Annotated in this window: 25 protein-coding genes and 3 tRNA genes; 15 read left to right on the top strand and 13 right to left on the bottom strand. The window is 67.9% G+C overall.

The features are described 5' to 3' along the window. Positions 1–9 precede the first annotated feature (9 nt). Both K9D25_RS16650 and K9D25_RS16645 read right to left on the bottom strand, forming a co-directional pair. Entirely contained in the window at positions 10–792 is a 783-nt protein-coding gene (locus K9D25_RS16650) for a transporter substrate-binding domain-containing protein (RefSeq protein ID WP_244376744.1), read from the bottom strand. A gap of 99 nt (positions 793–891) precedes the next feature. Beyond that, a complete protein-coding gene (locus tag K9D25_RS16645) occupies positions 892–1,305 on the bottom strand; it encodes a RidA family protein (RefSeq protein WP_213369847.1) in 414 nt (137 codons plus the stop codon). 173 nt (positions 1,306–1,478) lie between these two features. Between K9D25_RS16645 and K9D25_RS16640 the strand changes: the two genes are divergently transcribed. Both K9D25_RS16640 and K9D25_RS16635 read left to right on the top strand, forming a co-directional pair. Then, positions 1,479–2,372, top strand: coding sequence for a LysR family transcriptional regulator (locus K9D25_RS16640; RefSeq protein WP_244376743.1), 894 nt, complete (start codon positions 1,479–1,481; stop codon positions 2,370–2,372). A gap of 48 nt (positions 2,373–2,420) precedes the next feature. Beyond that, positions 2,421–2,654 (top strand): hypothetical protein, encoded by a 234-nt coding sequence (locus K9D25_RS16635; RefSeq protein ID WP_244376742.1) that lies wholly within the window; start codon positions 2,421–2,423, stop codon positions 2,652–2,654. Between the two features lie 49 nt (positions 2,655–2,703). Here the strand turns inward: K9D25_RS16635 and K9D25_RS16630 are convergent, their stop codons facing one another. The 4 genes from K9D25_RS16630 to K9D25_RS16615 all read right to left on the bottom strand — a co-directional run bounded on the left by K9D25_RS16630 (position 2,704) and on the right by K9D25_RS16615 (position 5,963). After that, positions 2,704–2,853, bottom strand: coding sequence for a hypothetical protein (locus tag K9D25_RS16630; protein ID WP_244376741.1), 150 nt, complete (start codon positions 2,851–2,853; stop codon positions 2,704–2,706). 30 nt (positions 2,854–2,883) lie between these two features. After that, the gene (locus K9D25_RS16625; RefSeq protein ID WP_279613815.1) at positions 2,884–4,608 is read right to left on the bottom strand and encodes an asparagine synthetase B family protein; all 1,725 of its coding nucleotides are present in this window, start codon (positions 4,606–4,608) and stop codon (positions 2,884–2,886) included. A gap of 657 nt (positions 4,609–5,265) precedes the next feature. Next, positions 5,266–5,340: transfer RNA gene (locus K9D25_RS16620), tRNA-Glu, on the bottom strand. A 200-nt stretch (positions 5,341–5,540) separates the two neighbouring features. Further along, entirely contained in the window at positions 5,541–5,963 is a 423-nt protein-coding gene (locus K9D25_RS16615; protein ID WP_244376739.1) for a VOC family protein, read from the bottom strand. Between the two features lie 55 nt (positions 5,964–6,018). Here K9D25_RS16615 and K9D25_RS16610 point away from each other — a divergent pair, with 55 nt between their 5' ends. The 3 genes from K9D25_RS16610 to K9D25_RS16600 all read left to right on the top strand — a co-directional run bounded on the left by K9D25_RS16610 (position 6,019) and on the right by K9D25_RS16600 (position 8,037). Then, complete coding sequence (locus K9D25_RS16610) at positions 6,019–6,786, top strand: SIR2 family NAD-dependent protein deacylase (RefSeq protein WP_244376738.1); 768 nt, start codon at positions 6,019–6,021, stop codon at positions 6,784–6,786. Between the two features lie 122 nt (positions 6,787–6,908). Continuing rightward, positions 6,909–7,511 carry a cold-shock protein gene (locus K9D25_RS16605; protein ID WP_244376737.1) on the top strand — a complete coding sequence of 201 codons (603 nt, stop codon included), beginning with the start codon at positions 6,909–6,911 and terminating at the stop codon, positions 7,509–7,511. A 43-nt stretch (positions 7,512–7,554) separates the two neighbouring features. After that, positions 7,555–8,037: a DUF192 domain-containing protein gene (locus tag K9D25_RS16600; RefSeq protein ID WP_244376736.1), complete on the top strand. Its 483-nt coding sequence runs from the start codon at positions 7,555–7,557 to the stop codon at positions 8,035–8,037. 133 nt (positions 8,038–8,170) lie between these two features. Here the strand turns inward: K9D25_RS16600 and K9D25_RS16595 are convergent. The 3 genes from K9D25_RS16595 to rpsU form a co-directional block, all read right to left on the bottom strand. Beyond that, positions 8,171–8,247, bottom strand: a tRNA-Pro gene (locus K9D25_RS16595). A 122-nt stretch (positions 8,248–8,369) separates the two neighbouring features. Then, complete coding sequence (locus K9D25_RS16590) at positions 8,370–8,624, bottom strand: hypothetical protein (protein ID WP_244376735.1); 255 nt, start codon at positions 8,622–8,624, stop codon at positions 8,370–8,372. Between the two features lie 44 nt (positions 8,625–8,668). Continuing rightward, on the bottom strand, positions 8,669–8,950 hold the full coding sequence (gene rpsU, locus K9D25_RS16585) for a 30S ribosomal protein S21 (protein ID WP_244376734.1): 282 nt from the start codon (positions 8,948–8,950) through the stop codon (positions 8,669–8,671). A 411-nt stretch (positions 8,951–9,361) separates the two neighbouring features. Between rpsU and K9D25_RS16580 the strand changes: the two genes are divergently transcribed. The 7 genes from K9D25_RS16580 to K9D25_RS16550 all read left to right on the top strand — a co-directional run bounded on the left by K9D25_RS16580 (position 9,362) and on the right by K9D25_RS16550 (position 14,597). Beyond that, complete coding sequence (locus K9D25_RS16580; RefSeq protein ID WP_244376733.1) at positions 9,362–9,667, top strand: ETC complex I subunit; 306 nt, start codon at positions 9,362–9,364, stop codon at positions 9,665–9,667. 24 nt (positions 9,668–9,691) lie between these two features. Beyond that, positions 9,692–9,768 (top strand) — tRNA-Arg (locus K9D25_RS16575). Positions 9,769–9,816: 48 nt separating this feature from the next. Further along, positions 9,817–10,401: a nucleoside 2-deoxyribosyltransferase gene (locus tag K9D25_RS16570; RefSeq protein ID WP_244376732.1), complete on the top strand. Its 585-nt coding sequence runs from the start codon at positions 9,817–9,819 to the stop codon at positions 10,399–10,401. 165 nt (positions 10,402–10,566) lie between these two features. Then, on the top strand, positions 10,567–10,845 hold the full coding sequence (locus tag K9D25_RS16565; protein WP_244376731.1) for a hypothetical protein: 279 nt from the start codon (positions 10,567–10,569) through the stop codon (positions 10,843–10,845). 134 nt (positions 10,846–10,979) lie between these two features. Continuing rightward, on the top strand, positions 10,980–12,239 hold the full coding sequence (locus K9D25_RS16560; RefSeq protein ID WP_244376730.1) for an aminopeptidase: 1,260 nt from the start codon (positions 10,980–10,982) through the stop codon (positions 12,237–12,239). Between the two features lie 105 nt (positions 12,240–12,344). Then, the gene (locus K9D25_RS16555) at positions 12,345–14,456 is read left to right on the top strand and encodes a flagellar motor protein MotB (protein WP_244376729.1); all 2,112 of its coding nucleotides are present in this window, start codon (positions 12,345–12,347) and stop codon (positions 14,454–14,456) included. 3 nt (positions 14,457–14,459) lie between these two features. Then, positions 14,460–14,597, top strand: a complete 138-nt coding sequence (locus tag K9D25_RS16550; protein ID WP_244376728.1) for a hypothetical protein — start codon at positions 14,460–14,462, stop codon at positions 14,595–14,597. A 126-nt stretch (positions 14,598–14,723) separates the two neighbouring features. Here the strand turns inward: K9D25_RS16550 and K9D25_RS16545 are convergent, their stop codons facing one another. After that, positions 14,724–16,937: a lytic transglycosylase domain-containing protein gene (locus K9D25_RS16545; protein WP_244376727.1), complete on the bottom strand. Its 2,214-nt coding sequence runs from the start codon at positions 16,935–16,937 to the stop codon at positions 14,724–14,726. A gap of 335 nt (positions 16,938–17,272) precedes the next feature. Between K9D25_RS16545 and dapA the strand changes: the two genes are divergently transcribed. After that, positions 17,273–18,163 carry a 4-hydroxy-tetrahydrodipicolinate synthase gene (gene dapA / locus K9D25_RS16540; protein WP_244376726.1) on the top strand — a complete coding sequence of 297 codons (891 nt, stop codon included), beginning with the start codon at positions 17,273–17,275 and terminating at the stop codon, positions 18,161–18,163. Between the two features lie 39 nt (positions 18,164–18,202). Then, on the top strand, positions 18,203–18,676 hold the full coding sequence (smpB, locus tag K9D25_RS16535; protein ID WP_244376725.1) for an SsrA-binding protein SmpB: 474 nt from the start codon (positions 18,203–18,205) through the stop codon (positions 18,674–18,676). 72 nt (positions 18,677–18,748) lie between these two features. Here the strand turns inward: smpB and efp are convergent, their stop codons facing one another. After that, complete coding sequence (efp, locus tag K9D25_RS16530) at positions 18,749–19,318, bottom strand: elongation factor P (protein WP_244376724.1); 570 nt, start codon at positions 19,316–19,318, stop codon at positions 18,749–18,751. Positions 19,319–19,448: 130 nt separating this feature from the next. On the opposite strand from efp, the gene epmA reads away from it, so the two are divergent. Beyond that, positions 19,449–20,492: an EF-P lysine aminoacylase EpmA gene (gene epmA, locus K9D25_RS16525; RefSeq protein WP_244376723.1), complete on the top strand. Its 1,044-nt coding sequence runs from the start codon at positions 19,449–19,451 to the stop codon at positions 20,490–20,492. A 4-nt stretch (positions 20,493–20,496) separates the two neighbouring features. Here epmA and K9D25_RS16520 read toward each other — a convergent pair whose 3' ends face one another. Together K9D25_RS16520 and K9D25_RS16515 are read right to left on the bottom strand one after the other, a co-directional pair. Then, positions 20,497–21,168 (bottom strand): uracil-DNA glycosylase, encoded by a 672-nt coding sequence (locus K9D25_RS16520; RefSeq protein ID WP_244376722.1) that lies wholly within the window; start codon positions 21,166–21,168, stop codon positions 20,497–20,499. 5 nt (positions 21,169–21,173) lie between these two features. Beyond that, positions 21,174–21,791, bottom strand: coding sequence for an NYN domain-containing protein (locus tag K9D25_RS16515; protein WP_421697698.1), 618 nt, complete (start codon positions 21,789–21,791; stop codon positions 21,174–21,176). Positions 21,792–21,928 lie beyond the last annotated feature (137 nt).

Genomic DNA, 21,928 nt, shown 5'->3' with positions numbered 1-21,928 from the left:
AACGGCTGATTACTCGGGAAGCTCGCCGGCGGGGGCGCCGAGCCACTTCACCGAGAGCCGGTCGATCTCGCCATTGGCCTTGGCCTCGCGGATGATGGCGTTGACCTTGTCGAGCAGCTTCTGCTCGCCCTTGACCACGCCGACATAGCAGGGGGAATTCGCCAGCACGATCTTCAGCTCCAGATCGAGATCCGGGTTGCGGCGCTTGATGGCGGCGGCGACGGGGGTGCCCGAGGCGAACATCTCCACCTGGCCGGACATGAACGCGGCAATGGTGCTGTTATTGTCCTCGAAGCGCTTCACCACCGCCTTCGGCGCGAGCTCCTCAAGTTCCTTGTCCTGCATCGAGCCGCGCGTGACCGAGATGGTCTTGTCGGAAAGGTCGGCATAGTCCTTGACCGGCGGCTCCTTCTTGCCGAACACGGCGTCGAAGAACGGCGAGTAGGCGATGCTGAAGTCGATCACCTTCGCCCGCTCCTCGGTCTTTCCGAGCGAGGAGATGGTGAGGTCGGTCTTGCCCGACTGGAGATAGGCGACGCGGTTGGGCGCGGTGACCGGCACAAGCTCGACCTTCACGCCCAGCTTCTCGCCGATCAGATTGGCGACATCGATGTCCATGCCGCGCGGCTGCATGTCGGCACCGACCGAGCCGAACGGGGGATAGTCGGTCGGCACGGCGACGCGGATGGTCTTGCGGGCCATGATGTCGTCCAGCGCGTCGGCGACGGCGGGAACGGTGCCAAGCGTCGCCATGAGGCCGATGGCGGCGGCGAACAGAATACGTGCGGTCATTGCCTACACCCTTGTTGCTGGAAGGTTGATGTTATCGGACGGTTCCGCAGGGGCGCCGCGGAGCCGTCATGGCAGGCCGGAGCCGAATGTGAGCGGCGCTCAGTCCGGAATAACGGCCGTCGCGTCCACCTCGACGAGATATTCGGTGCGGGCGAAGGCGGTGACGACGATGCCGGTCGAGACCGGGAAGACACCCTTCAGCCAGCGGCCGACCACCCGATACACGTCCTCACGGTAGCGCGGATCGGAGATGTAGATCGTCAGCTTGCAGATGTGATCGAGCTGGCTGCCGCATTCCTTCAGCAGCATATCGATGTTCTTCATGGCCTGTTCGGTCTGACCCGCAACATCGCCGATGCACACGCATTCGGAGGTATCGAGATTCTGCCCGATCTGGCCACGCAGGTAGACGGTCGTTCCGCGCGCGATGACCGCCTGGCAGAGGTCGTTGTCGATGTTCTGCTCGGGGTACGTCACCTTGGTATTGAACTTGCGGATTCGGGTGTGGGCCATCGTCGTATTCCTGTTTGTACTTTTACGCGGGCTTTCTGAACGCCTCCGAAGTCGAGTTCGTCAGGGAATGCCGCGCGGGTATTCTTATGGGCTCCCTGACCTTACGAACGAGGTCACATCACGAAAAGCGATTTTTTTGCGACCTATGTTTCGTTTTCTGATAGGTATCGCGCATGATGAAGCTTGATTTCGACGAGCGGGACCTGCGCTCGCTGCGGGTGTTCTGTGCGGTGGCGGAGGCGGGCGGGTTTGCGGCGGCCGAGAAGAAACTCGCCATGTCGAAGCCCTCGATCAGCCGCCATGTCCGCGAGGTGGAGGCGCGCCTCGGGGTGAGGCTGTGCGAGAGAGGGCGCAGCGGCTTCCGCCTGACGCCGGAGGGCGACGTGGCGCTCGATCTCGCTTCGGCCGCCTTCCAGGCGCTGGGACGCATTCGCCCCGAGATCGACGCCGTGCACGGCATCTTGTCGGGGCGGCTCGCCATCGGGATCGGTGAGCACACCCTCACGCATCCCGCCTGCAAGCTGCCCGAAGCCCTCACCGAGATGCGGCGGCTGGCCCCGGGGGTGGAGCCGCAGATTCTGGTGATGACCTTCAATGAGCTGGCTCAGTCGTTAAATGAAGGCCGTGTCGACCTCGTCATTCGCGGCAAGTACACGGATGATCGCGACTTCTTTCATGTCCCGATCTATCGCGAGATCCACCGGGTCTATGTCGCCGATTTCGTCGACAGGTCGAAGATACCCAACCTGCCGCTGATCTATCGCCAGCACCCCTATGTGGAGCACGCGATCCGTTCCGGGCGATACCATCGCGGCCCGAGTGCCGCCGGCCTCGATTCCGTCGCCGCCATGGTCGCGACCGGCTTCTACCAGGGCATGCTGCCCACCCATTACGGGGATCTGATCAAGGCACGCTTCAACCTGAATGTCGAAGAGAGCAGCCCCGTCTACCAGCACGAGGGATGCGCGATCTTCTCGACCGCGCGCCCGATCAGCCAGCGCATCAAGGTGTTCCTGAGCATTCTGAAGCGCGTCCATTCCTATCGGTCGGAACGGTCGCCGGCCTGACGCCGCGCGCCCTCTCAGGCGGCAGGGGTATCGGCGGGGAGGATCAGCTTGCGCTCCGCCAGACCGGAGAGGAACGCCAGCACGTCGCGCTGGATGTCGTCGAGCGGGCCGTACGCGCGCGGCCATGGCCTGCTGACCGACGATCTGGCGGTGATCGATCCGCGTAGCGGGATGGTGGCGCCGGGCGCGCCGGCGGTGCGGCTCTGGTCGGCCTCGACGCGCATGAGCGGGGACGCGACGCCGGATGAGCGGCGGGTGAAGGCGGCGCGGGAGCAGGCCTGAGCCGGCCGCCGCCGCAGAGGCTGGTCAGTTATGGAAGCCGCTGCCCGGGTCAGCTGAAAATCCCACCGTCCATACTGCCCGCCGGGCCGGCCCGTGTGATCTCGTCCACCGAAACGGGGAGCGCCGACGGCGCCCCCCAGGGCTGACGCACCACTGTCGCCGCCGCCTCGAAGCCGGCCCGGTCCGCAGCATCGGCCATGAGCGGCGGGCCTACATCCTGTTCCGGCCGCTATCCGTTGCCTTTCTCGACCATGCGGATGAACCGCCCTACCGAAAGCCCGCGCAGCAGGGCGAGACGGTGGGTCTGCTCATGGGCGCGAGTCAGCATGCCTATCTGGTCCGGCGGAGTGGACGGGTCCGGCAGGTCGGTGGCGAGTGCGCGCAGGCGCTTCAGATCGAGCGCGCGGGACGCCAGCGGCGAGGATTCCAGCCGCGCGATCTCCGCCAGCAGTTCCTCGCGGGCCGCCACCACGCCCTCATACCAGTCCGCCGCCTGATAGCCGCGCGTGCGCCGCGCCAGATGCGCCGCCGGCATCAGTCCCTCCATCGCGTCGCGCAGCAGCGAGGACACCCGCCCGCGATGGATGAAGTGCCGTTCCGGCAGAGCGAGGCAGAAATCCACCACCCGACGGTCGGATGTGGGGTCGCGCGTGTCCACGCCATGGCGCGCCAGGCTGGCATGATGCACGGCGCCCGGGTCAATACGGTTCAGCACGGCGATCCGCATCGCCTTGCCATCGGCCCAGGGGCGGTAGGTCATATCCCAGGCCCGCTCGCGGGCGATGACATCGAGATCGATGGCCTGGCGGAACTCGGCGGCCAGCGCGGTGTGGATGAAGGGATCGGTCGAGGCGACGGGAACGGCACCCTGCCATTCCAGGATGAAGCGGGGCAGATAGGGGCCGAGCGCTGCGCGGAACGGTCCCTTGAAATTGACGCCGTCGCGCCACATGCCGATGCTCACGCCCGCCAGAGCGAGCCAGCGCCCGCGCCGGAACAGCTGCGCCAGATGCGGCCGGCCGTCATAGGAGACGGTCATGTTGCCGATCGCGCCGGAGAGCATCACGCGGATGCGCCCGCGCGCCGCCTCCGCGTCGATCGCGTTGATCCAGACATTGTTGCATGGGTTCAGCACCGGCTGGTCGAGCGCCGGCAGGTGTTGCTCGACCCCTTGCAAGGGATCGACCGGGTCGGTGCGGATCACCCGATGGTCGATATTGGGAAAGCGCGCCGCGAGCGTGGCGGCGACCGGGGATTCGTCGGTCGCCCTTCCCTGATAGGCGGGGAAGGCAAAGCCCTCGCGCGGGGCGGCGGTGAAAGCAGTCAGGCGCTTGCCCTGCCGGGCCAGCTCGTCGGCGGCGAGAGCGGTGACGGAGGCGCTGTCGAAGCCGGCGCTGAGATGGCTGCCGATCCCCATACCGGTGGGCACGCGCAGCCGGTCGCGGACCGCGCGGGAATAGAGCCGCCGGAACTCGCCGATCTGCTCGCGGTGGTCACCCGCCGGCAGCGTCGCCATTTCCTCCGGCCGCCAGTAGCGGTGCAGCTGCCGCACCTCCCCACTGACGGTGAGCGTGTGGCCGGGCGGCACGCGGGAGAGGTCGCGGTAGAAGGTACGGGTGCCATGCGCCGGCAGCAGTGCCAGATAGGCGCCGACCTCCGCCTCATCGAGCGCGTCCGACACATCGGGGACGGCAAACAGCCCCTTAGGCATCGAGGCGAAGGCGAAGACGCCGGGACCATGGGCGAAATAGAGCGGCCGGCTGCCGCGAAAATCGCGCGCCAGCAGCAGGCGCCCGGCCTGCCGGTCCCACAGCACGAACGCGAAATCTCCGACGAGCCGGTCGACGCAGCCCTCGCCCCAGCGCTGATAGGCGGCCAGGATCAACCCGGCATCGCCCCCCCCGGTCCGGCCCGTCGGCGGGCAGGCCGAGGGTCTCCGCCAGCTCAGGGCCATTGTCGATGCGGGCATCGGCCACCAGCCAGAGCGCCCCGCCGGCGGCAGCCAGGGGCTGGCGGTCGAAACTGTCCTCGGCGGTGACGCGCATCTGCTGCCAGACGAGCGCGAGGCCGTGCGCGCGCTCTTCCTGCAACCCGCTGCGGTCCGGACCATAGGCGGCCAGTGTGGCCCCCATTCGCTCCGCCACCGCGCGCACGCCGCCCGCGCCATCGAGACGCCAAAGCCCGGCAATCGCCGTCATCTCGCTTATGTCTCCTGCTTCGGTCCGCGCCGGTCGCCCTGATCCGTACCAGCCTCCCTTGCCGGCGCAAAGGAACAAACCGAGCGGCAGCGCGCCCTGGACGGCAGCGGCGAACCTGCGGGAAGCGAGACGGGCGCGGCCCGGGGGCTCGTGCGGAACGCGGGCCTCGGCCATGGCGCCTGCGCTTCACGGCGTGGACGACCCTCGCGCCATGTGTCTGGAGAGGTGCCGGAGCGGTCGATCGGTTCTTCCCCAATGACTTTGGGCTGGAGATGTACATCCGACGTCTCGCGAAGCATGGCGTACGGCTCGACACGCGCGTCGCGCGCATCCACGGCTCAAGCTCGGTTGCAGAAAGGTCCGTACTCGCCAAGCGCGCCACCCAGAAGGGTGTTCGCGGTCTTGTACGGAAGTGGCGCGCCCTAGGGGAGTCGAACCCCTCTCTCCACCGTGAAAGGGTGGCGTCCTAACCGATAGACGAAGGGCGCGCAGGCGGGTGCCTTATAGGGTGACGCGCGGCGGCGCGCAAGATGGGGGCGGTTGCGTCATCCACAGGCCCGCGCGTCGTCCGAGCCAATCGCGTGTTTCCCGCCCTCCCCACACCAACCCGACCATCCGTGGCGGGTCGAGCAGGGAAGGGCCCGCCGGTGCCGGGGCGCGGGCGCCCCGGCTTCCTACGAGCGATTTCTCACCACTTTCCGGTGTTCGGCATCGAGGCCCAGGGTTCGAGCGGCGGCAGCGCCTCGCCCTTCTGCAGCAGTTCGATCGAGATATTGTCGGGCGAGCGGACAAAGGCCATGCGCCCGTCGCGCGGCGGGCGGTTGATGGTCACGCCGCCCTCCTGCAGCTTCTGGCAGGCGGCGTAGATATCGTCGACCTCAAAGGCGAGATGGCCGAAATTGCGCCCTTCGCCATAGACCTCGGGGTCCCAATTATAGGTCAGCTCGATTTCGGCGACGCCTTCCTGGCCGGGGGCGGCGAGGAAAATCAGCGTGAAGCGCCCCTGCGGCGATTCCTTGCGCCGCACCTCGGTGAGCCCCAGCTTGTTGCAATAGAAATCCAGCGAGGCGTCGATGTCGGTGACGCGCACCATGGTGTGTAGGTACTTCATGAAGTCCTCTCGAAGGCTGAAGCCGCGATGGCCACGGATCGGGTGAAGGCAACATATGATGGCGAGCGATGACATCAAGGCGGCGGCCGAGGCGCTGCGTGCCGTCCTGACGCCGATGAAGGCCGGCGTCGCCTTTACCGGCGCGGGCATTTCCACCGAATGCGGCATTCCCGATTTCCGCTCGCCCGGCGGGCTGTGGACCCGCAACCGGCCCATCGACTACCAGGATTTTCGCGCCAGCGCGGCGATGCGGGCGGAAGCCTGGCGGCGGCGATTCGCCATGGAAGCCGTCTTTGCCGGCGCCCGGCCGGGGCGCGGCCACCGGGCGCTGGCGCAATGGCTCGCCGAGGGGCGGCTGCGGGGCATCATCACCCAGAACATTGACGGCCTGCACCAGGCGTCCGGTGTTCCTGATGCGGATCTGGTCGAACTGCACGGCAACAGCACCTATGCCACCTGCCTCGACTGCGCCACGCGCTATGAGCTCGATTGGGTGCGCGCCCGCTTCGAGGCCGCAGAGGAGAGGGCGCCCGACTGCCCCGCCTGCGCCGGGCCGATCAAGAGCGCCACCATCTCCTTCGGCCAGCCCATGCCGGCCGAGGCCATGGCGCGGGCGAAGCGGCTTAGCGCGGCCTGCGACGTGTTCCTCGTCCTCGGTTCCTCGCTGGTGGTGTGGCCCGCCGCCGGCTTTCCGGTACAGGCCAAGCGCGCTGGCGCCCGGCTGGTGATCATCAATCGCGAGCCGACCGAACTCGACGATCTCGCCGATCTGGTGATCCGCGCCGATATCGGCGCGGTGTGCGATGCCGCGTTGCATCGGTGAGACGGAATCGCGCCGCGAATCGATTTCGGTGTTTTCGTGGCAGCGCCGGGTGCTATGCTTCGGCCTCGGAATCATGGGTTTCGCCGGCGGGGCGAACGGGCTTTCCTGGAGGTTGGCAGCCGATGGTATCGGACGGGTCTCTGCCGCGCACGGGAAATGATTCGCGCGCCCAACCGGAAGAGAATGCCGGGGCGGGCGAGGGCCAGGAGGGCAAGGTCCTTCTCATCGCCGGCGCCATCAAATGGTTCGACCTGTCCAAAGGCTATGGGTTCGTCGTTCCCGACGATGGCAGTGGCGACGTGATGCTGCACGTCACCTGCCTGCGGCGCGGCGGCTTCAACACCGCGCAGGAAGGCGCCCGCGTGGTGTGCGAGGTGGTGGCGCGCGAACGCGGCTTCCAGGCGCTGCGCGTGCTCTCCATGGACGAGACCACCGCCGTGCATCACTCGCAGCTGCCGCAGGCCCGCACCCATGTGACGGTGCAGCCGGTCGGCGGCTTTGAGCGCGCTTGGGTGAAATGGTTCAACCGTCTGCGCGGCTTCGGCTTCCTGTCGCGCGGCGAGGGAACCGAAGACATTTTCGTGCATATGGAGACGCTGCGCCGCCACGGCCTCGCCGAGCTGCGGCCCGGCCAGATGGTGCTGGTGCGCTTCGGGCCGGGGCCGAAAGGCCTTATGGCTGCCGAAGTGCGGCCCGATGGTGCCGCCACCCCGTCGTCTCACTAGGGAAGGCGCCGCCCGGCGTCGTTTACGCATGACAAGCGCGCGCATGAGCCACGCCTTTGCCCTCGCGGGCCGGTCCTTCCGTGGGCTGGCACCCGTTCTCGCCCTCGCCGCCCTGCTGCTGGCTGGCCTGCTGCCGGCCGGCGCGGCAGCGGAAAAGCTGAACATCCTCACCAAGGCGGGGCCGTTCGCGGTCACCATCGAACTGGCGGTGACGCCGGCCGAGCGTTCCAAGGGGCTGATGTACCGGACCGAGCTGGCGCCCGATGCGGGGATGCTGTTCGACTTCGGCGTCGAGCAGCCGATCTATATGTGGATGAAGAACACCTATATCCCGCTCGATATGCTGTTCATCCGCTCCGACGGGCGGATCGCCAGCATCGCCACCGACACGGTGCCGCTGTCCACCGAAACCATTTCCTCGGGTCCGCCGGTGCGGGCGGTGCTGGAACTGCCCGCCGGCACGGTGCGCGCCAAGGGAATCGCCGTCGGCGACCGCATCGAGTACCGGTTGTTCCGCGAGCGCTAGCCCTGCCGCGCCGCGCTGTGGGCGGAGAAGATAGCGGGCGTGATGCGTTGCCACCGCGGTCAGGAGCATGACGGCGCACGCCGCAGCGAAGGCGCCATCGCCGGGGACTCGTCACGTCGCTGGCAGGGTGAACTGGTCGGGGCAGCAGGATTCGAACCTGCGACCTGAAGTACCCAAAACTTCCGCGCTACCGGGCTGCGCTATGCCCCGACAAGGTTCTTTCCCGACGGACGGGACCCTTCTTTCCAGCCCAAAAGGCCGGCCGCAGTCAGATGGCACAGAAGGGTCCCGCTCGGCAAGATGGCGCGGGGTGGTTCGCTGCCGGCCCCGCCTCAACGGGCCGACGTTGCCTTGCGCTTGACGGGCGCCGGCTTGGCGGCGGCGGCCGCGCGCTCGCTGGCCTCCTTCGCCAGACGCGCCGCCCGGAGCTGGGCGGTTTTGGCCTCGCGCCGGGCGACCTCCTGATGGATCGCGTCCATCGCCGCGCGCGAGATCGCCTCGGCCTTGCTTTCCATCCGCGTCATGGCCGGGCGGGCCACCGGTTCATCGGCGGCGGGGAGGGCGGAGGCGGGGAGCGAAGGGCTCATGGTCGTTTCCTTTCAACGTCGGGAGGCGAGGGCGGTACGCGCCGCTAATCGGCGGCCGGCGCCGGGGCGGCGGGTGCGCGGGCGGGGGCCTGCCGGGACGAGGGTTTCTTCTTCGGGGCAGCGATCAACCCCTCACGCACGGCCTGCTTGCGCGCCACCTTTCGGGCACGGCGAACGGCCTCGCCCGCTTCGCGGTTGCGGCGCTCGGAGGGCTTCTCATAAGCACGGCGCGCCCGCATCTCGCGGAAAATACCCTCGCGCTGCATCTTGCGCTTCAGAACCTTCAAAGCCTGGTCGACATTGTTATCGCGTACGAGAACCTGCAAATCCTGTCCAATCCTATGGTCTGCTCGAATGGTAAAAATCGTCGCCGTGAATGACGACGCTTTGCCTATATAGGACGACGGACAGCAAAAGTCAGGGTTGGTTACGTTTTTGCCGCGACGCGGAGTCCGCGCAGCTCGCCGGCTGATGGCGTGGGCATAAGGTGAAATGCTGTGCGGACCATCCCGGAGTGCTCTCCGTGCGCAGGCGAATTCTATCCGATGGCGCGGTATCGACATCCTGCCGCCGGCTTGTCCGCCGCGTATCGCACGGCAAGGCCGGCGGCAGATGGGGGAAGCCGGCGGGCGGCCATTGCCAGAACGTTGGGAGCGCCTTAATCAGGGCGGGCAAGGCGCGGGCCCGCCACCAGCCGGAACGGCAGAGTGGCGGTCGCGGCAAGGGAGCGAGGGGAAATGGTCGCACGCATCTACAAGCCGACCCGGACCGCCATGCAGTCCGGCAACGCCCGGACCAAGCTCTGGGTGCTCGACTATGAGCCGGAGCAGCCCCGTCTGGTGGAGCCGCTGATGGGCTATACCAGCTCCGGCGACATGAAGAGCCAGGTGCGCCTGCGCTTCGACACCAAGGAAGAGGCGGTCGCCTATGCCGAGCGCCACGGCATCGCCTATCAGCTGCAGGAACCGCAGGAGCCGGCGCGCCGCCGCATGGCCTATTCCGATAATTTCAGCTTCCGCCGCATCGGCCAGTGGACCCACTGACCACGAAGCCGGCGGGGGCGCGTGGGCCGCGTAGCTCAGCTGGATAGAGCAGCCGCCTTCTAAGCGGCAGGTCGCTGGTTCGAGCCCAGCCGCGGTCGCCATCCTCGCAGCGCGCGCTGTCCCGGCGGCGCGCCTCTCCCGAGTTGCCCATGCCCCGGCTTCTTCGTCTTTATCTCGCCGGACCGGACGTGTTCCGCCCGGATGCCGCCGAACAAGGGGAGCGGCTGCGGAGGCTCTGCGCCGCTGCGGGTGCCGAGGGCCTCTTTCCCCTTCATGCCGAGGGCGTCGACATTCGCCGTGCCTGCCTGGAGATGCTGGACACGGCGGATGCCGTGATCGCCAACATCACCCCGTTTCGCGGCACGCATATGGATCCGGGCACAGCGTTCGAGATCGGCTATGCCGAGGCGCGTGGCACTCCGGTGTTCTTCTGGTCCGCCGATCCGCGCCCGCTCAAGGAGCGCCACCCGTCCGGCGCCGATGGGCGGGACGGGGAGGGGTATCTGGTCGAGGACTGGGGCAAGACGGAAAACCTGATGATCGTGCCCGATGGTCGCGTCGTCGGCGCCAGCGCTGAGGAGGCCATCGCCGAGGCGGTAGCGGCGCTCGGCTTCACCGTGCGCAACCGCGATCTGCAGCGGCGCACGCGCCGCGCCGTGGTCGTCGCCCTCGCCGTCAGCCTGGCCGCAGCCCTGCTGGCCGGCACGATCGCCAACCGTTTGATCGGGTGGTAGCGAGAGCCGGGCGGCAGGCATTCGCCTTCTGTGGTCTTGGGCGTTCGGCCGCGCGCAAAGTCGTGAACGGAACCTTTTTCGCCATGTCGCCGTTGTCAGGCCGAACGGATCGGACTTCACGTTCCGGTCCAGAAGCAAAAGCCTACAGACGACGGAGATGACATCATGCGCAAGCTGCTTCTTGCCTCTGCTACTCTGGGCATTCTCGCTGCCGGTGCCGCCGGCACCGCTTTCGCGGACCCGAACTACCGTGGCCACGTCTATGAAGGCCGGAACGCCTATGTGGGCGAGCGCTACTATGGCGAGCCGGTCTACAACGCGCCGGTTCGCGCGCCGCTTGGCCCGTCCTATGGTTATGAGCCCTCTTATGCTGACCCGTGGTACATGCGCGGCGATCAGGCCATCATCAATCAGGAGCGGGTGAACGAGCGCAGCGAGCGCTGATCACCCTGCAAATATTAACGAAGCGGGCGAGCCTCCGGCTCGCCCGTTTTCGTTTGTAAGCCCTTGCGGCTTGACGGGCGGTGTCGCGGCTTTCTTCAATGGCAGCGGGCCACCCGCGCCTTTCGGAGACCAGCATGACCAAACACGCCGCCACCCCAACGGAACTCCTCTCGCATGAGGAACGGCTCGACCGGCTGGGCGCCGTCGCCGTCCATGTCGGGCTTGGCCTGCAGCCGGGGCAGGAGCTGGTGATGACCGCCTCGCTCGACGCGCTGCCGCTGGTGCGCCGAATCACCGAGCACGCCTACAAGGCCGGCGCCAGCCTCGTCACCACGCTGTTCAGCGACGAGGAGGCGACGCTGATGCGCTTCCGCAACGCGCCCGACGACAGTTTCGATGCCGCCTCGGCCTGGCTCTATGAGGGCATGGCGAAGGCATTTGGTGCCGGCGCGGCGCGGCTCGCCATTTCCGGCGAGAACCCCTCGCTGCTGGCGAATGAAGACCCGGACAAGGTGTCGCGCGCCAACCGCGCGCGGTCGAAGGCCTATATGCCGGCGCTTTCCCATATCGCCAATTTCGACATCAACTGGACGATCGTGTCCTATGCCTCGCCGGCCTGGGCCAAGGCGATGTTCCCCGACGACCCCGAAGACATCGCCGTGGCCAAGCTCTGGCATGCCATTTTCGCTGCCTCGCGCGTCGATGCGCCTGACCCGGTGGCGGCGTGGGCGGCGCATAACGCGGAACTGCAGGCGCGCACCGCACGGCTCAACGGCCAGCGCTACGCCGCCCTGCGCTTCCGCGGGCCCGGCACCGACCTCACCGTCGGCCTCGCCGATGAGCATGAATGGGCAGGCGGCGCCTCGCAGGCGAAGAACGGCATCGTCTGCAATGCCAACATCCCGACCGAGGAAGTGTTCACCACGCCGCACAAGGACCGGGTGGACGGCATTGTCGCCAGCACCAAGCCGCTGTCCTATCAGGGCACACTGATCCAGGACATCGCCGTGCGTTTCGAGGGCGGGCGGATCGTCGAGGCCCGTGCCCGTACCGGCGCCGACGTGCTGAACAAGGTGCTCGACACCGACGAGGGCGCCCGCCGGCTGGGCGAGGTGGCGCTGGTGCCGCATTCCTCGCCGATCTCCAAGAGCGGACTACTCTTCTACAACACGCTCTATGACGAGAACGCCGCCAGCCACATCGCGCTCGGCCAGTCCTATTCCAAGTGCTTCATCAACGGCGCCAGTCTGACGCCCGACGAGCTTGCGGCGCGCGGCGCCAATGCGAGCCTGATCCATATCGACTGGATGATCGGTTCCGGCGAGGTCGATGTCGACGGCATCACCGCCTCCGGCGCCGCCGAGCCGGTGATGCGCGCGGGCGAGTGGGTGTAAGGGGACGCCGGCAGGAGGGGGCCGCTTCCTGATGTCGTGGAACTATGGTCAAGTCCCCCGGCCTGGTGGCCGGCCGATTCCGGCTGCCGGACGGGGGAGACTATGATGTGTCGTTGGCGCGCCTGGTGGAAAGGGCTTCCCGCCCTTGCCGTGCTGGTGGCGCTCGCCGTTACGTTCGCGCGGGCGCCGGTGGAGCAGGATTTGACCGAGCGGGCGGAAACGCTGCTCTCGGTCATCGGCGAATCCTGGGCCCATGCGCGGTTCGAGGGCCGCAACGCGCTGCTCGAGGGCGAGGCTCTCTCCGAGGAAGCGCGGATCAAGGTCCGCTATGAGCTTGCCCGCCTGTCGGGCGTGCGCGTGGTGGAGGATCGCACGACGCTGCTGCCGGAACGGCGGCCCTTCACCTTCAGCGCCATACGCGACGGCAGCAAGCTGCATCTGGAAGGCTATGTGCCATCCTCCTACGCTCGCCGGCGCATCGCCGAGGCGGCTGCCGCCATGGCGCCGGGCGTGGTGGTGACGGGCGAGAAGGAGCTGGTGCGGGCGCGCGGCGTCCCCGCCGGCGATTTCATCGGCGCCGTCGCTTTCGGCATCGAGCAGCTCGCCAAGATGCCGGCGGGCCGCATCACCCTTTCCGACAATGCGTTCTCAATCGAGGGGCGCGCGCCGGACTTCGCCAGCTATGACGCGCTTGAAGTCACCGTGCGCAGCGAGCTGCCGAAGGATTTCGAGCTGGCGCGCTTCGCCGTGCTGCCGCCCATCGTGTCGCCCTTCATCTGGTCGGCGGCGCGCGAGCGCGATGGTGACGTGACCCTGTCCGGCTACATTCCGCTCGGCGATGCGCGCCGCGCCTTGCTCGACCTCGTGCGCGGCGCCATGCCGGGCGCGGCGATTTCCGACCGGCTGCGCCTCGCCGACGGTGCCCCGCCGACGGAGGGCTGGCTCAAAGCCGCCGCCTTCGCCCTCGCCCAGCTGGGGCGGCTGCCCAATGGCACGGTGACGCTGTCTGGCACCACCATCGCCATCGAGGGCACGGCGCCGGACTTCGCCGCCTATGACGCCATGTCGGCAGCGCGACGCAACCTGCCCGAGGGCTACACGCTCACCCGCTTCGCCGTTGAGCCGCCGCGCGTCGATCCCTTCATATGGGGCGTCCAGCGCACGGCCAACGGCCTGCGGTTGACCGGCTTCGCGCCGTCCGAGGAAGCCAAGCGGCTGGTGTTCGACTCGGTGCGCGGGAATTTTCCCGGCGTGCCCGTGAGCGACGAGATGCGCATCGCCATGGGCGGCCCGCCCGGTGAGGCCTGGGTGGCGGCAACCAGCTTCGGCGTCGACCAGCTCTCGCGGCTGCGGCAGGGCTCGGTGCGCGGCAATGGCACGACGCTCGCCATTTCCGGCGAGGCGCTCGACGCGGCGGCGTTTCTCACGGTGCGGGCGGCGCTGGAAGAGTCGCCGCCCAAGGGCTTCACCCTGCGCAGTGACGTGCGCCCGCCCGTCGTTTCGCCCTATGTGTTCAGCCTGCGCAAGGACGCGGACGGGCTGACGCTCTCGGGTTTCTTCCCGTCACCCACCGAGCATGAGCGCCTGGTGGAGGCGGCCAAGAGCCAGTTCCTCGGTGACCGGCTGAACGACGTGTCGGCGATCGCCCAGGGCGCGCCGCAGGGGTTCACGGCGGCGGTGATGACGGCGATGCGCCAGCTCTCGCGGCTCGACAGCGGCGAGGTGCGTTTCGACGACACCCAGCTGAAGGTGACGGGCACGGTGCTCTACCCCGAGGCGGTCGCCTCGGTCCGCGCCAATCTGGCGGCGGGTCTGCCCTCCGGCTTCACGCTGGATGTCGCGCTCAGTGTCGCGCCGCCGGCGCCGCCCCTGGATGCGGCCGCGTGCCAGAGCCTGATCACCCATCTCATGGAAAAGGGCAGCGTCACCTTTGCCGCCAGCGATGCCGCCATCGAGCCGTCGAGCTTCGGCCTGCTCGACCGGGTCGCGGCGGCGGCGGCGCGCTGCCCGGAGGCGCTCATCGAGATTTCCATCCGCCAGCCCGGCACGGATGCGTCGACGGCGACCGCGCGGGCGCAGTCTCTGGTGCAGTATCTCGCCGCTGCTGGCATCGCCCCGGACCGGCTGATCACCGGCGAGCGGCCCTCGCTCGCCGCGCAGAGCCCGGATGCGGCCGCCCCGCCCGCGGCGGCCGGCGTGCAGCTGATCGTGAGGTGAGCCATGCTGTTTCTGGCGCTTGAACTCTGGCCCTATCTCGCCGCTGCCCTTGCGCTCGGCCTTGTCACCGGCTGGTGGAGCGGCTGCACCCCCGCGCGCCGCCGCGCGGACGTGGCCAAAGACGGAAAGGACGCGGCATGACGCCCTTCGCCATCGACGTGACGGTGCTGATGGTCGCGACCTATCTGGGCGGCTGTGTCGGCGGCTGCTGGCTGCGCCGCCTGCTGCGCGGGCGCGGGCCGGCCTGAGGCCGGCGCCGCCTCGCGATCAGAGCCGCGAGCCGCGCAGATCCGCCTCGATCTGCAGCGGGGCGCGTGAGCCGAAGCGCGACTTGTAGACCTGCGCGTTCTCCATCACCCGCTGCACATAGTTGCGGGTCTCGGAGAAGGGGATGCGCTCTACCCAGTCGATCGGGTCGACCGAGGGATCGCGCGGGTCGCCATAGGCGGCGATCCACTTCGCCACATTGCCACGCCCGGCATTATAGGCGGCGAAGGTCAGCACATAATTGTTCTGGTAGTTGTCGAGCAGGCTACGCAGCTCGGCCGCGCCGAACTGCACATTCACCGCCGGCACGGCAAGCCGCTTGGGGTCGAGCGTGGTGCCGGTGCGCCGGGCGATGGTGGCGCCGGTGGCCGGCATCACCTGCATCAGGCCCGTGGCGCCGGCGCTCGACCGGGCGGAGGGGTTGAACATGCTTTCCTGCCGCGCGATGGCGTAGACCAGCGAGCGGTCGACATCCTCGGTGATCGGCCGGTACTCGGGAATGCCGAAGGTGGGATAGGCTTCCGCCTCCAGCGGAATGCCGCGATTGAGCGCCACCTTGCCGATCATCGTCACGGCGCGGGCGTCGCCCTGCTGCTTGGCGAGCTCCGCCAGCAGGCCGAGCTGCGCGGCATCCGGCAGACGTTCGGCGAGGTCATAGCCGAGGGCGATGGAGAGGTTCGACTTGTCGAGCTTCTCCAGCAGCCGGAAAATCATCACCCCTTCGTCGCGGTTGAAGGCGTTGCGCTGCGCCGCATTGGCGGCAGGGGCCGATTCCACCTTCACCTTGCTGTTGCCCAGACGTGCGGCGGCCAGCTGGCCGTAATAGGCGGTGCCGTATTGCGCGGCCGTGGCATATTGCGAGCGGGCATTGGCGGTTGAGCCCAGCGCCTCATAGGCGCGGCCCTGCCAGTAATAGCCGCGCGACACCGTCGCCGGGTGAGTCTGGTTCTCCGGGACCTTGGAAAAATGCGCCAGCGCCGCCTTGGGGTCGTTGAGGTAGCGCAGCGCCAGCCAGCCGGCGGTGAAATGCGCGTCGGCCCGCATATGCTCGTCTTCGGGCACGGCGGCGTCACGCGCCACCTTGTAGGCGGTGCGGGCATCGCCCTTGTCGAGCAGGCCGCGCGCCACGAGCCGGCGCTCGACCCACCATTCGTCCGGGTCGACCAGCAGGCCGGGGTCCTTCGGCGCGCTCGACAGGGTGCGGGCGGCGGCGGCGTGATCGCCATTGCGCCGCTGCATCTTGGCGAGGGTGTAGAGATAGGCCGGGTCGGAGCGCAGCGAGGCCGGCACGGCTGCCAGCAGCTTCGCCACATCGCCCTTGCCGGTGGAGAGCGCGATGCGCGCCCGTGCCAGCGCCGTCACGTCGTCGCCGGCCCGCTGCGCAGCACGCAGGCCGCGCTCGCTGTCCTCGGCGTAGAGCAGCTTATCGGCGCGGTATTTGTGGTCGGTGCGGGTCAGCAGGCCGCCGAACTCCACCATGACGGTCGATTCGGTATCGGAAGCGAGCGGGTCCTCCTGCCAGGCATTGCGCAGCCAGGCCGCGCCGGCCTTCTGGTCGCCGGCGGCGAACAGAGCGCGGGCGAGCGCGACCTTGCCCTCGCCGGAATAGGGCGCCTGCTCGGCGAAGAAATTGAGGATCGTCTGCGGATCCTTGTTCTCGACATAGAGCAGATATTCGAGCCTGCGGCGCAGCACGATCGGCGTCGGGAGCGTGGGATGGGCGCGCAGAATGGCGACGGCGCGGTCATAGCCGACATCGCGCGCGGTGACGCGCAGCGCCAGCCAGCGCACCAGCGCCTGCGCGCCGGGATCGCGCATCTGGTCGGCGATGGCGAGCGCCTGCGCGCTCTGGCCCTTGTCGATGAGATCGGTCGCGGTCTTGAGGTCGCCGGTGGCACCGGCAAGGGATGAACTCGCCGCACCCGCCGCCATCGCCATGCCGCCGGCGGCGGAGGCGGCCGTCGCCTTCGGGGAGACGTTGATCTTCGGCTTGGCGGCCGGCTTCGGCGCGGGCTTCTTTGCCGCCGTCTTCTGGTCCTTGGCGCTGGAGGGCTTCGGCGCCGGGGTCGGCGTCGTCGCCTGGGCCAATGTCGGCAGGAAGGCCGCCGAGCCGAGCAGCAGCGCGGTGGCAAGAGTCAGGGCGCCGCGCGGCCGGCGCCGCGTCCCGTTCGCGGAACGCGGCGAAAGCGGATGATCGTTCGCGCACTCGTTCATGACGGCGGACTCTCCTGACAGACAGAACAGGCCCCGCACGGGCCGTTTCCGGTCGGCTGGGCAGCCTCAGTTGTCGCGCGATCTTATTGACGAAACGCTAACCACCACCGGCGCGCCCTGTCGCCCGCTCCGCAGCCCATGCGGCAATCTAGCCGCGCAACCCGGCAAAACGGGGGCAGGGCGTCGGCGCGCGGCGGAGATTGCCGGGCTTTGCCACGCGAAGCGCCAACAATGCCCTTCCTTCGGCCGCGTCGACGCGATATCTGATGCCCCCTCGCCGCATCGTGCCAAGGGCATGCTGCGCGACAAGAACGATCGAGCTTCAGGAGCGCTCCATGTCCCACCCGCTGCCCTTCCGTGGATCCTTTACGGCGCTTGTGACGCCGTTCCGCGACGGCGCCGTGGACGAGAAAGCGTTCCGCGACCTCGTCGACTGGCAGATCGAGGAAGGCATCCACGGCCTCGTGCCGGTCGGCACGACCGGCGAGAGCCCGACCGTCTCCCATGACGAGCACAAGGCCATTGTGGAATGGACCGTCGCCCAGGCGGCGGGCCGGGTGCCGGTGATTGCCGGCGCCGGCTCCAACAACACGATCGAGGCGATCGACCTCGCCCGCCACGCCGAGAAGGCCGGGGCGGACGCGGTGCTGGTGGTGACGCCCTATTACAACAAGCCCGGTCAGGAAGGCCTGTATCAGCACTACAAGGCCATCAACGACGCCATCGGCCTGCCGATCTACATCTACAACATTCCCGGCCGGTCGGTGGTCGACATGTCGGTGGAGACGATGGCGCGGCTGGCCGAGCTGAAGAACATTGTCGGCGTGAAGGACGCGACGGCCAATCTCGCCCGCGTCAGTCAGCAGCGCCAGGCGATCGGCCCCGGCTTCAACCAGCTCTCGGGCGAAGACGCCACGGCCCTCGCCTTCATGGCGCATGGCGGCGACGGCTGCATCTCGGTGGCGTCCAACGTCGCCCCCAAGCTCTGCGCCCAGCTGATCGAGGCCTGCATCGCCGGCGATTACACCAAGGCGCTGGAGCTGCAGGACCGGCTGTTCCCGCTGTTCCAGGCGCTGTTCGTTGAAACCAACCCGAGCCCCACCAAATATGCGCTGAGCGTTCTCGGCAAGATTGTCGACGAGGCGCGCCTGCCCATGGTGCCGGTCACCGAGAAGACCAAGGAAACCGTGCTCGCGGCCATGCGCCACGCCGGAATCCTCAACTGACGTCAGATCGGGGCGCGCGCTCCGGTTCGGAGCAAAGCGATGGCTGAGAAGAAGACAGAACAACGCAAGGTCGTCGCCGACAACCGGCGGGCGCGTTTCGACTATGAGATCGGCGAGGTGTTCGAGGCCGGCATCGCGCTGTCGGGCACCGAGGTGAAGAGCCTGCGCGGCGGTCGCGCCACGGTGGCGGAGAGCTATGTCTCCGCCAAGACCGGCGAGGCGATCATCTACAATACCTTCATCCCGGAATATCTGCAGGCGAACCGCTTCAACCACGAGCCGCGCCGCCCGCGCAAATTGCTGCTGCACAAGCGCCAGATCGCCAAGATCTGGCAGGCGGTGGAGCGCGAGGGCATGACCGTGGTGCCGCTGCGCATCTATTTCAACGAGCAGGGCCGGGCCAAGGTGGAGATCGCCATCGCCCGCGGCCGCAAGGCGCATGACAAGCGCGAGGCGCTGAAGGCGAAGGACTGGGCCCGCGACAAGCAGCGTCTGCTGCGCGATCGGGGCTGACGCCGCGGTAACTGAAAACAAAAGAAAAGCCCGGCACTTGGCCGGGCTTTTTGATTCTGTCTGTCGGGCCGCTCAGTCCTTGGCGCGCTCGACATAGGAGCCGTCGGAGGTCATGACGACGATGCGGGTGCCCACGCCGATATGCGGCGGCACGGCCGAGCGCACGCCGTTGGAGAGGATCGCCGGCTTGTAGGAGGAAGAGGCGGTCTGCCCCTTCACGACAGGCTCGGTCTCGGTGACTTCGAGCACGACGCGCTGCGGCAGTTCGATGGCGATGCCGACACCCTCGTGCATCTTCAGCATGACCTGCATGCTTTCCTGGAGATAGGCGGCCTGGTCGCCCACCACGTCCGGGTGGACCGCCACCTGGTCGTAATTCTCCGGGTTCATGAAGTGATAGCCCTCGCCATCCGAATACAGGAAGGTGAAGGGGCGATCCTCGACATGGGCGCGTTCCACCTGCTCGGTGGTGCGGTAACGCTCGGAGATCTTCACGCCATCGGAGATGCGGCGCATGTCGAGCTGGGTCACCGGAGTGCCCTTGCCGGGGTGGATGTTGTCGGCGGTAAGCACGACATAGAGCTTGCCGTCGATGTCGACCACGTTGCCCTTGCGCAGCGTGCTGGCGATGACCTTGACCATTTCGGTCCTCTGGCTGTTGGGTGCGCCGCCTCGCGCGGGGCACCGCTGGGATTCTGTCGGGGCCTCCTATACAAGCGCGTCCGTCTTCCGCCAACCCCGCCGCGGGCGCATCTGCGCGCCGGAGAATGCCATGTCGATTGCCGCCTCGCCCTGGTGGTCGCCCGCACGCCATGCCGACCGGCGGCCCTTCCTGATCGGCCGCCAGCGGCTGCAGGCGGCGCTGCGCGGTTTTTTCGCCGCGCGGGACTTCATGGAGGTGGAAACGCCGATCCTGCAGGTGTCGCCGGGCAACGAGACGCATCTCAAGGCCTTCACCACCCAGCTGGAGCGCCCGGATGGAGAGCGCACGCCGCGCTATCTCCACACCTCGCCGGAATTCACCGCCAAGAAGCTGTTGGCGGCGGGCGAGGCGCGGCTGTTCACCTTCGCCCGTGTCTTCCGCAATGGTGAGCGCACGGCGCTGCATCATCCCGAATTCACCATGCTGGAATGGTACCGTGCCCGGGAGACCTATGAGGCGCTGATGGCCGATTGCGCTGCGCTGCTGGCCCTGGCGGCGGAGACCGCCGGAACGGGGGTTTTTCAGTATGGCGGCCTGGCCTGCGAGGTCACAAAGGAGCCGGAACGGCTGACCGTGGCGGAGGCGTTCGACCGCTTCGCCGGCATCGAGCTCATGGCGACGGTGGGCGTGGAGGCGAATGACCGCGACGCGCTCTGGCACGCGGTGCGGGACGCGGGAATCCGCGTGGCGGCGGATGACACATGGGCGGATGTGTTCACCCGCGTCATGGTCGAGAAGATCGAGCCGCATCTCGGTGTCGGCCGGCCGACCATCCTGTGCGAATACCCGATTTCGGAAGCCGCGCTGGCGCGCCCCAAGGCGGCCGACCCGCGCGTGGCCGAGCGCTTCGAGCTTTATGTCTCGGCGGTCGAACTCGCCAATGCCTTCGGCGAACTCACCGACGCCGCCGAACAGCGGCGCCGTTTCGTCCAGTGGATGGATGAGAAGGAGCGCCTTTACGGCGAGCGCTACCCGATCGACGTGGATTTCCTCGCTGCGCTGGCGCAGATGCCGGAAGCCTCCGGCATCGCGCTCGGATTCGACCGGCTGGCGATGCTGGCCTGCGGCGCGCGGCGGGTCGAGGATGTGCTGTGGGCGCCGGTCGCGCCCTGACCGCTCAGCCGAGCGTGTCGATATGGGCCCGCACCTTGGCGAAGACGGCGTGGAACATCTCCGTCGTCAGCACGCCGGTATTCGTGTTGTAGCGCGAGCAGTGATAGCTGTCGAAAAGCACGAGATCGCCCAGGCGGTGCACGGCGCCATGGGCGAACTTGTGGTGCGACAAGCGCTCGCCATGCGCCGCCAGCACCTGGTCATGGGCGATCTTGCCCAGCGCGACGATGGCGCTGAGGCTCGGCAGCAGCCCGATCGTTGCGGAAAAGAACGGGCGGCAGGTGCGGATTTCGTCCGTGGTCGGCTTGTTCTCTGGCGGCACGCAGCGCACGGCATTGGTGAGACGCGCATCGACCAGCCGCAGTGAATCGTCCGGCCGGGCCTCGAACGTGCCGGTGGCGAAGCCGAACTTGATCAGCGTCGAATAGAGCAACTCGCCGGCATAGTCGCCGGTGAAGGGACGGCCGGTCCGGTTGGCCCCGCGCAGCCCCGGGGCCAGCCCGACGATGAGCAGGCGCCCGTCCTCTGGGCCGAAGGAGGGCACCGGCGCGTTGTGCCAGCCGGGCTCCTGCGCGCGCCAATGGTCGCGAAAGGCGACGAGGCGCGGGCAGAGCGGGCAGTCACGCGGCGGCTCCGGCACCGCCACTGCGGGCGAAGCGTCGAAAACCGCGCCCATCGGCGTCAGGAATCCGCCGCGTCGTCGTCGGGGGCGGGCGCGGGCGCGCGGCGTTCCAGAAAGCGCGGCGTCTCCTGCATGCGGCCGGAACGGTCCGCCGGGTCGCGGCCAACCTTGGCCTGCAGATCCACGAGATCGAGGAACACGTCGGCCTGACGGCGCAGCTCGTCGGCGATCATCGGCGGCTGGGTGTGGATGCTGGACACCACCGTCACCCGCACGCCCTTGCGCTGCACCGCCTCCACCAGCGAGCGGAAATCGCCGTCGCCGGAGAACAGGACGATATGGTCGACATGGTCGGCGAGCTCCATGGCGGCGACCGCCAGCTCGATATCCATATTGCCGCGCACCCGGCGCCGACCCTGGCTGTCGGTGAACTCCCGCGCCGGCTTGGTGACGACCGAGTAGCCATTATAGTCGAGCCAGTCGAGCAGCGGGCGGATCGAGGAGTATTCCGTGTCCTCGACGAGCGTGGTGTAATAGAAGGCGCGCAGAACATAGCCGCGCCCCTGAAACTCCTTCAAAAGCCGCTTGTAGTCTATATCGAAACCGAGAGACTTGGTGGCGGAGTACAGATTTGCCCCGTCAATGAAGAGGGCGATCTTTTCCATGCCGTTGACCATAATGAGAAAATACCCGGACTGATAAATGTGCGACGACCCACGCCGGCACGCGCCGATGCCGGAAACCGTCCACTCTATAGACATAACCGATTTATGGCGGCGGCGAGACGACGGCGGCGGTTGTCCGCCAATTTTGA

It is taken from the genome of Ancylobacter polymorphus, from assembly GCF_022836935.1.
Lineage (GTDB): Bacteria > Pseudomonadota > Alphaproteobacteria > Rhizobiales > Xanthobacteraceae > Ancylobacter > Ancylobacter polymorphus_A.
Note: the sequence above shows the minus strand (reverse complement) of the source record. Positions and strands in the feature narration are given on the sequence as shown.

Excerpts from the sequence above, each read along its gene's own strand:
- K9D25_RS16610 (WP_244376738.1), top strand. The coding sequence starts at position 6,019 with ATGATGGCGAGCGATGACATCAAGGCGGCGGCCGAGGCGCTGCGTGCC.
- K9D25_RS16565 (WP_244376731.1), top strand. The coding sequence starts at position 10,567 with ATGCGCAAGCTGCTTCTTGCCTCTGCTACTCTGGGCATTCTCGCTGCC.
- K9D25_RS16515 (WP_421697698.1), bottom strand. The coding sequence starts at position 21,791 with ATGGTCAACGGCATGGAAAAGATCGCCCTCTTCATTGACGGGGCAAAT.
- epmA (WP_244376723.1), top strand. The coding sequence starts at position 19,449 with ATGTCGATTGCCGCCTCGCCCTGGTGGTCGCCCGCACGCCATGCCGAC.
- K9D25_RS16605 (WP_244376737.1), top strand. The coding sequence starts at position 6,909 with ATGGTATCGGACGGGTCTCTGCCGCGCACGGGAAATGATTCGCGCGCC.
- K9D25_RS16560 (WP_244376730.1), top strand. The coding sequence starts at position 10,980 with ATGACCAAACACGCCGCCACCCCAACGGAACTCCTCTCGCATGAGGAA.
- K9D25_RS16625 (WP_279613815.1), bottom strand. The coding sequence starts at position 4,608 with ATGGCCCTGAGCTGGCGGAGACCCTCGGCCTGCCCGCCGACGGGCCGG.
- K9D25_RS16570 (WP_244376732.1), top strand. The coding sequence starts at position 9,817 with ATGCCCCGGCTTCTTCGTCTTTATCTCGCCGGACCGGACGTGTTCCGC.
- dapA (WP_244376726.1), top strand. The coding sequence starts at position 17,273 with ATGTCCCACCCGCTGCCCTTCCGTGGATCCTTTACGGCGCTTGTGACG.
- K9D25_RS16645 (WP_213369847.1), bottom strand. The coding sequence starts at position 1,305 with ATGGCCCACACCCGAATCCGCAAGTTCAATACCAAGGTGACGTACCCC.
- K9D25_RS16640 (WP_244376743.1), top strand. The coding sequence starts at position 1,479 with ATGATGAAGCTTGATTTCGACGAGCGGGACCTGCGCTCGCTGCGGGTG.
- smpB (WP_244376725.1), top strand. The coding sequence starts at position 18,203 with ATGGCTGAGAAGAAGACAGAACAACGCAAGGTCGTCGCCGACAACCGG.
- K9D25_RS16650 (WP_244376744.1), bottom strand. The coding sequence starts at position 792 with ATGACCGCACGTATTCTGTTCGCCGCCGCCATCGGCCTCATGGCGACG.
- K9D25_RS16590 (WP_244376735.1), bottom strand. The coding sequence starts at position 8,624 with ATGAGCCCTTCGCTCCCCGCCTCCGCCCTCCCCGCCGCCGATGAACCG.
- K9D25_RS16545 (WP_244376727.1), bottom strand. The coding sequence starts at position 16,937 with ATGAACGAGTGCGCGAACGATCATCCGCTTTCGCCGCGTTCCGCGAAC.
- K9D25_RS16630 (WP_244376741.1), bottom strand. The coding sequence starts at position 2,853 with ATGGCCGATGCTGCGGACCGGGCCGGCTTCGAGGCGGCGGCGACAGTG.
- K9D25_RS16555 (WP_244376729.1), top strand. The coding sequence starts at position 12,345 with ATGTGTCGTTGGCGCGCCTGGTGGAAAGGGCTTCCCGCCCTTGCCGTG.
- K9D25_RS16615 (WP_244376739.1), bottom strand. The coding sequence starts at position 5,963 with ATGAAGTACCTACACACCATGGTGCGCGTCACCGACATCGACGCCTCG.
- K9D25_RS16550 (WP_244376728.1), top strand. The coding sequence starts at position 14,460 with ATGCTGTTTCTGGCGCTTGAACTCTGGCCCTATCTCGCCGCTGCCCTT.
- K9D25_RS16600 (WP_244376736.1), top strand. The coding sequence starts at position 7,555 with ATGAGCCACGCCTTTGCCCTCGCGGGCCGGTCCTTCCGTGGGCTGGCA.
- K9D25_RS16580 (WP_244376733.1), top strand. The coding sequence starts at position 9,362 with ATGGTCGCACGCATCTACAAGCCGACCCGGACCGCCATGCAGTCCGGC.
- K9D25_RS16520 (WP_244376722.1), bottom strand. The coding sequence starts at position 21,168 with ATGGGCGCGGTTTTCGACGCTTCGCCCGCAGTGGCGGTGCCGGAGCCG.
- efp (WP_244376724.1), bottom strand. The coding sequence starts at position 19,318 with ATGGTCAAGGTCATCGCCAGCACGCTGCGCAAGGGCAACGTGGTCGAC.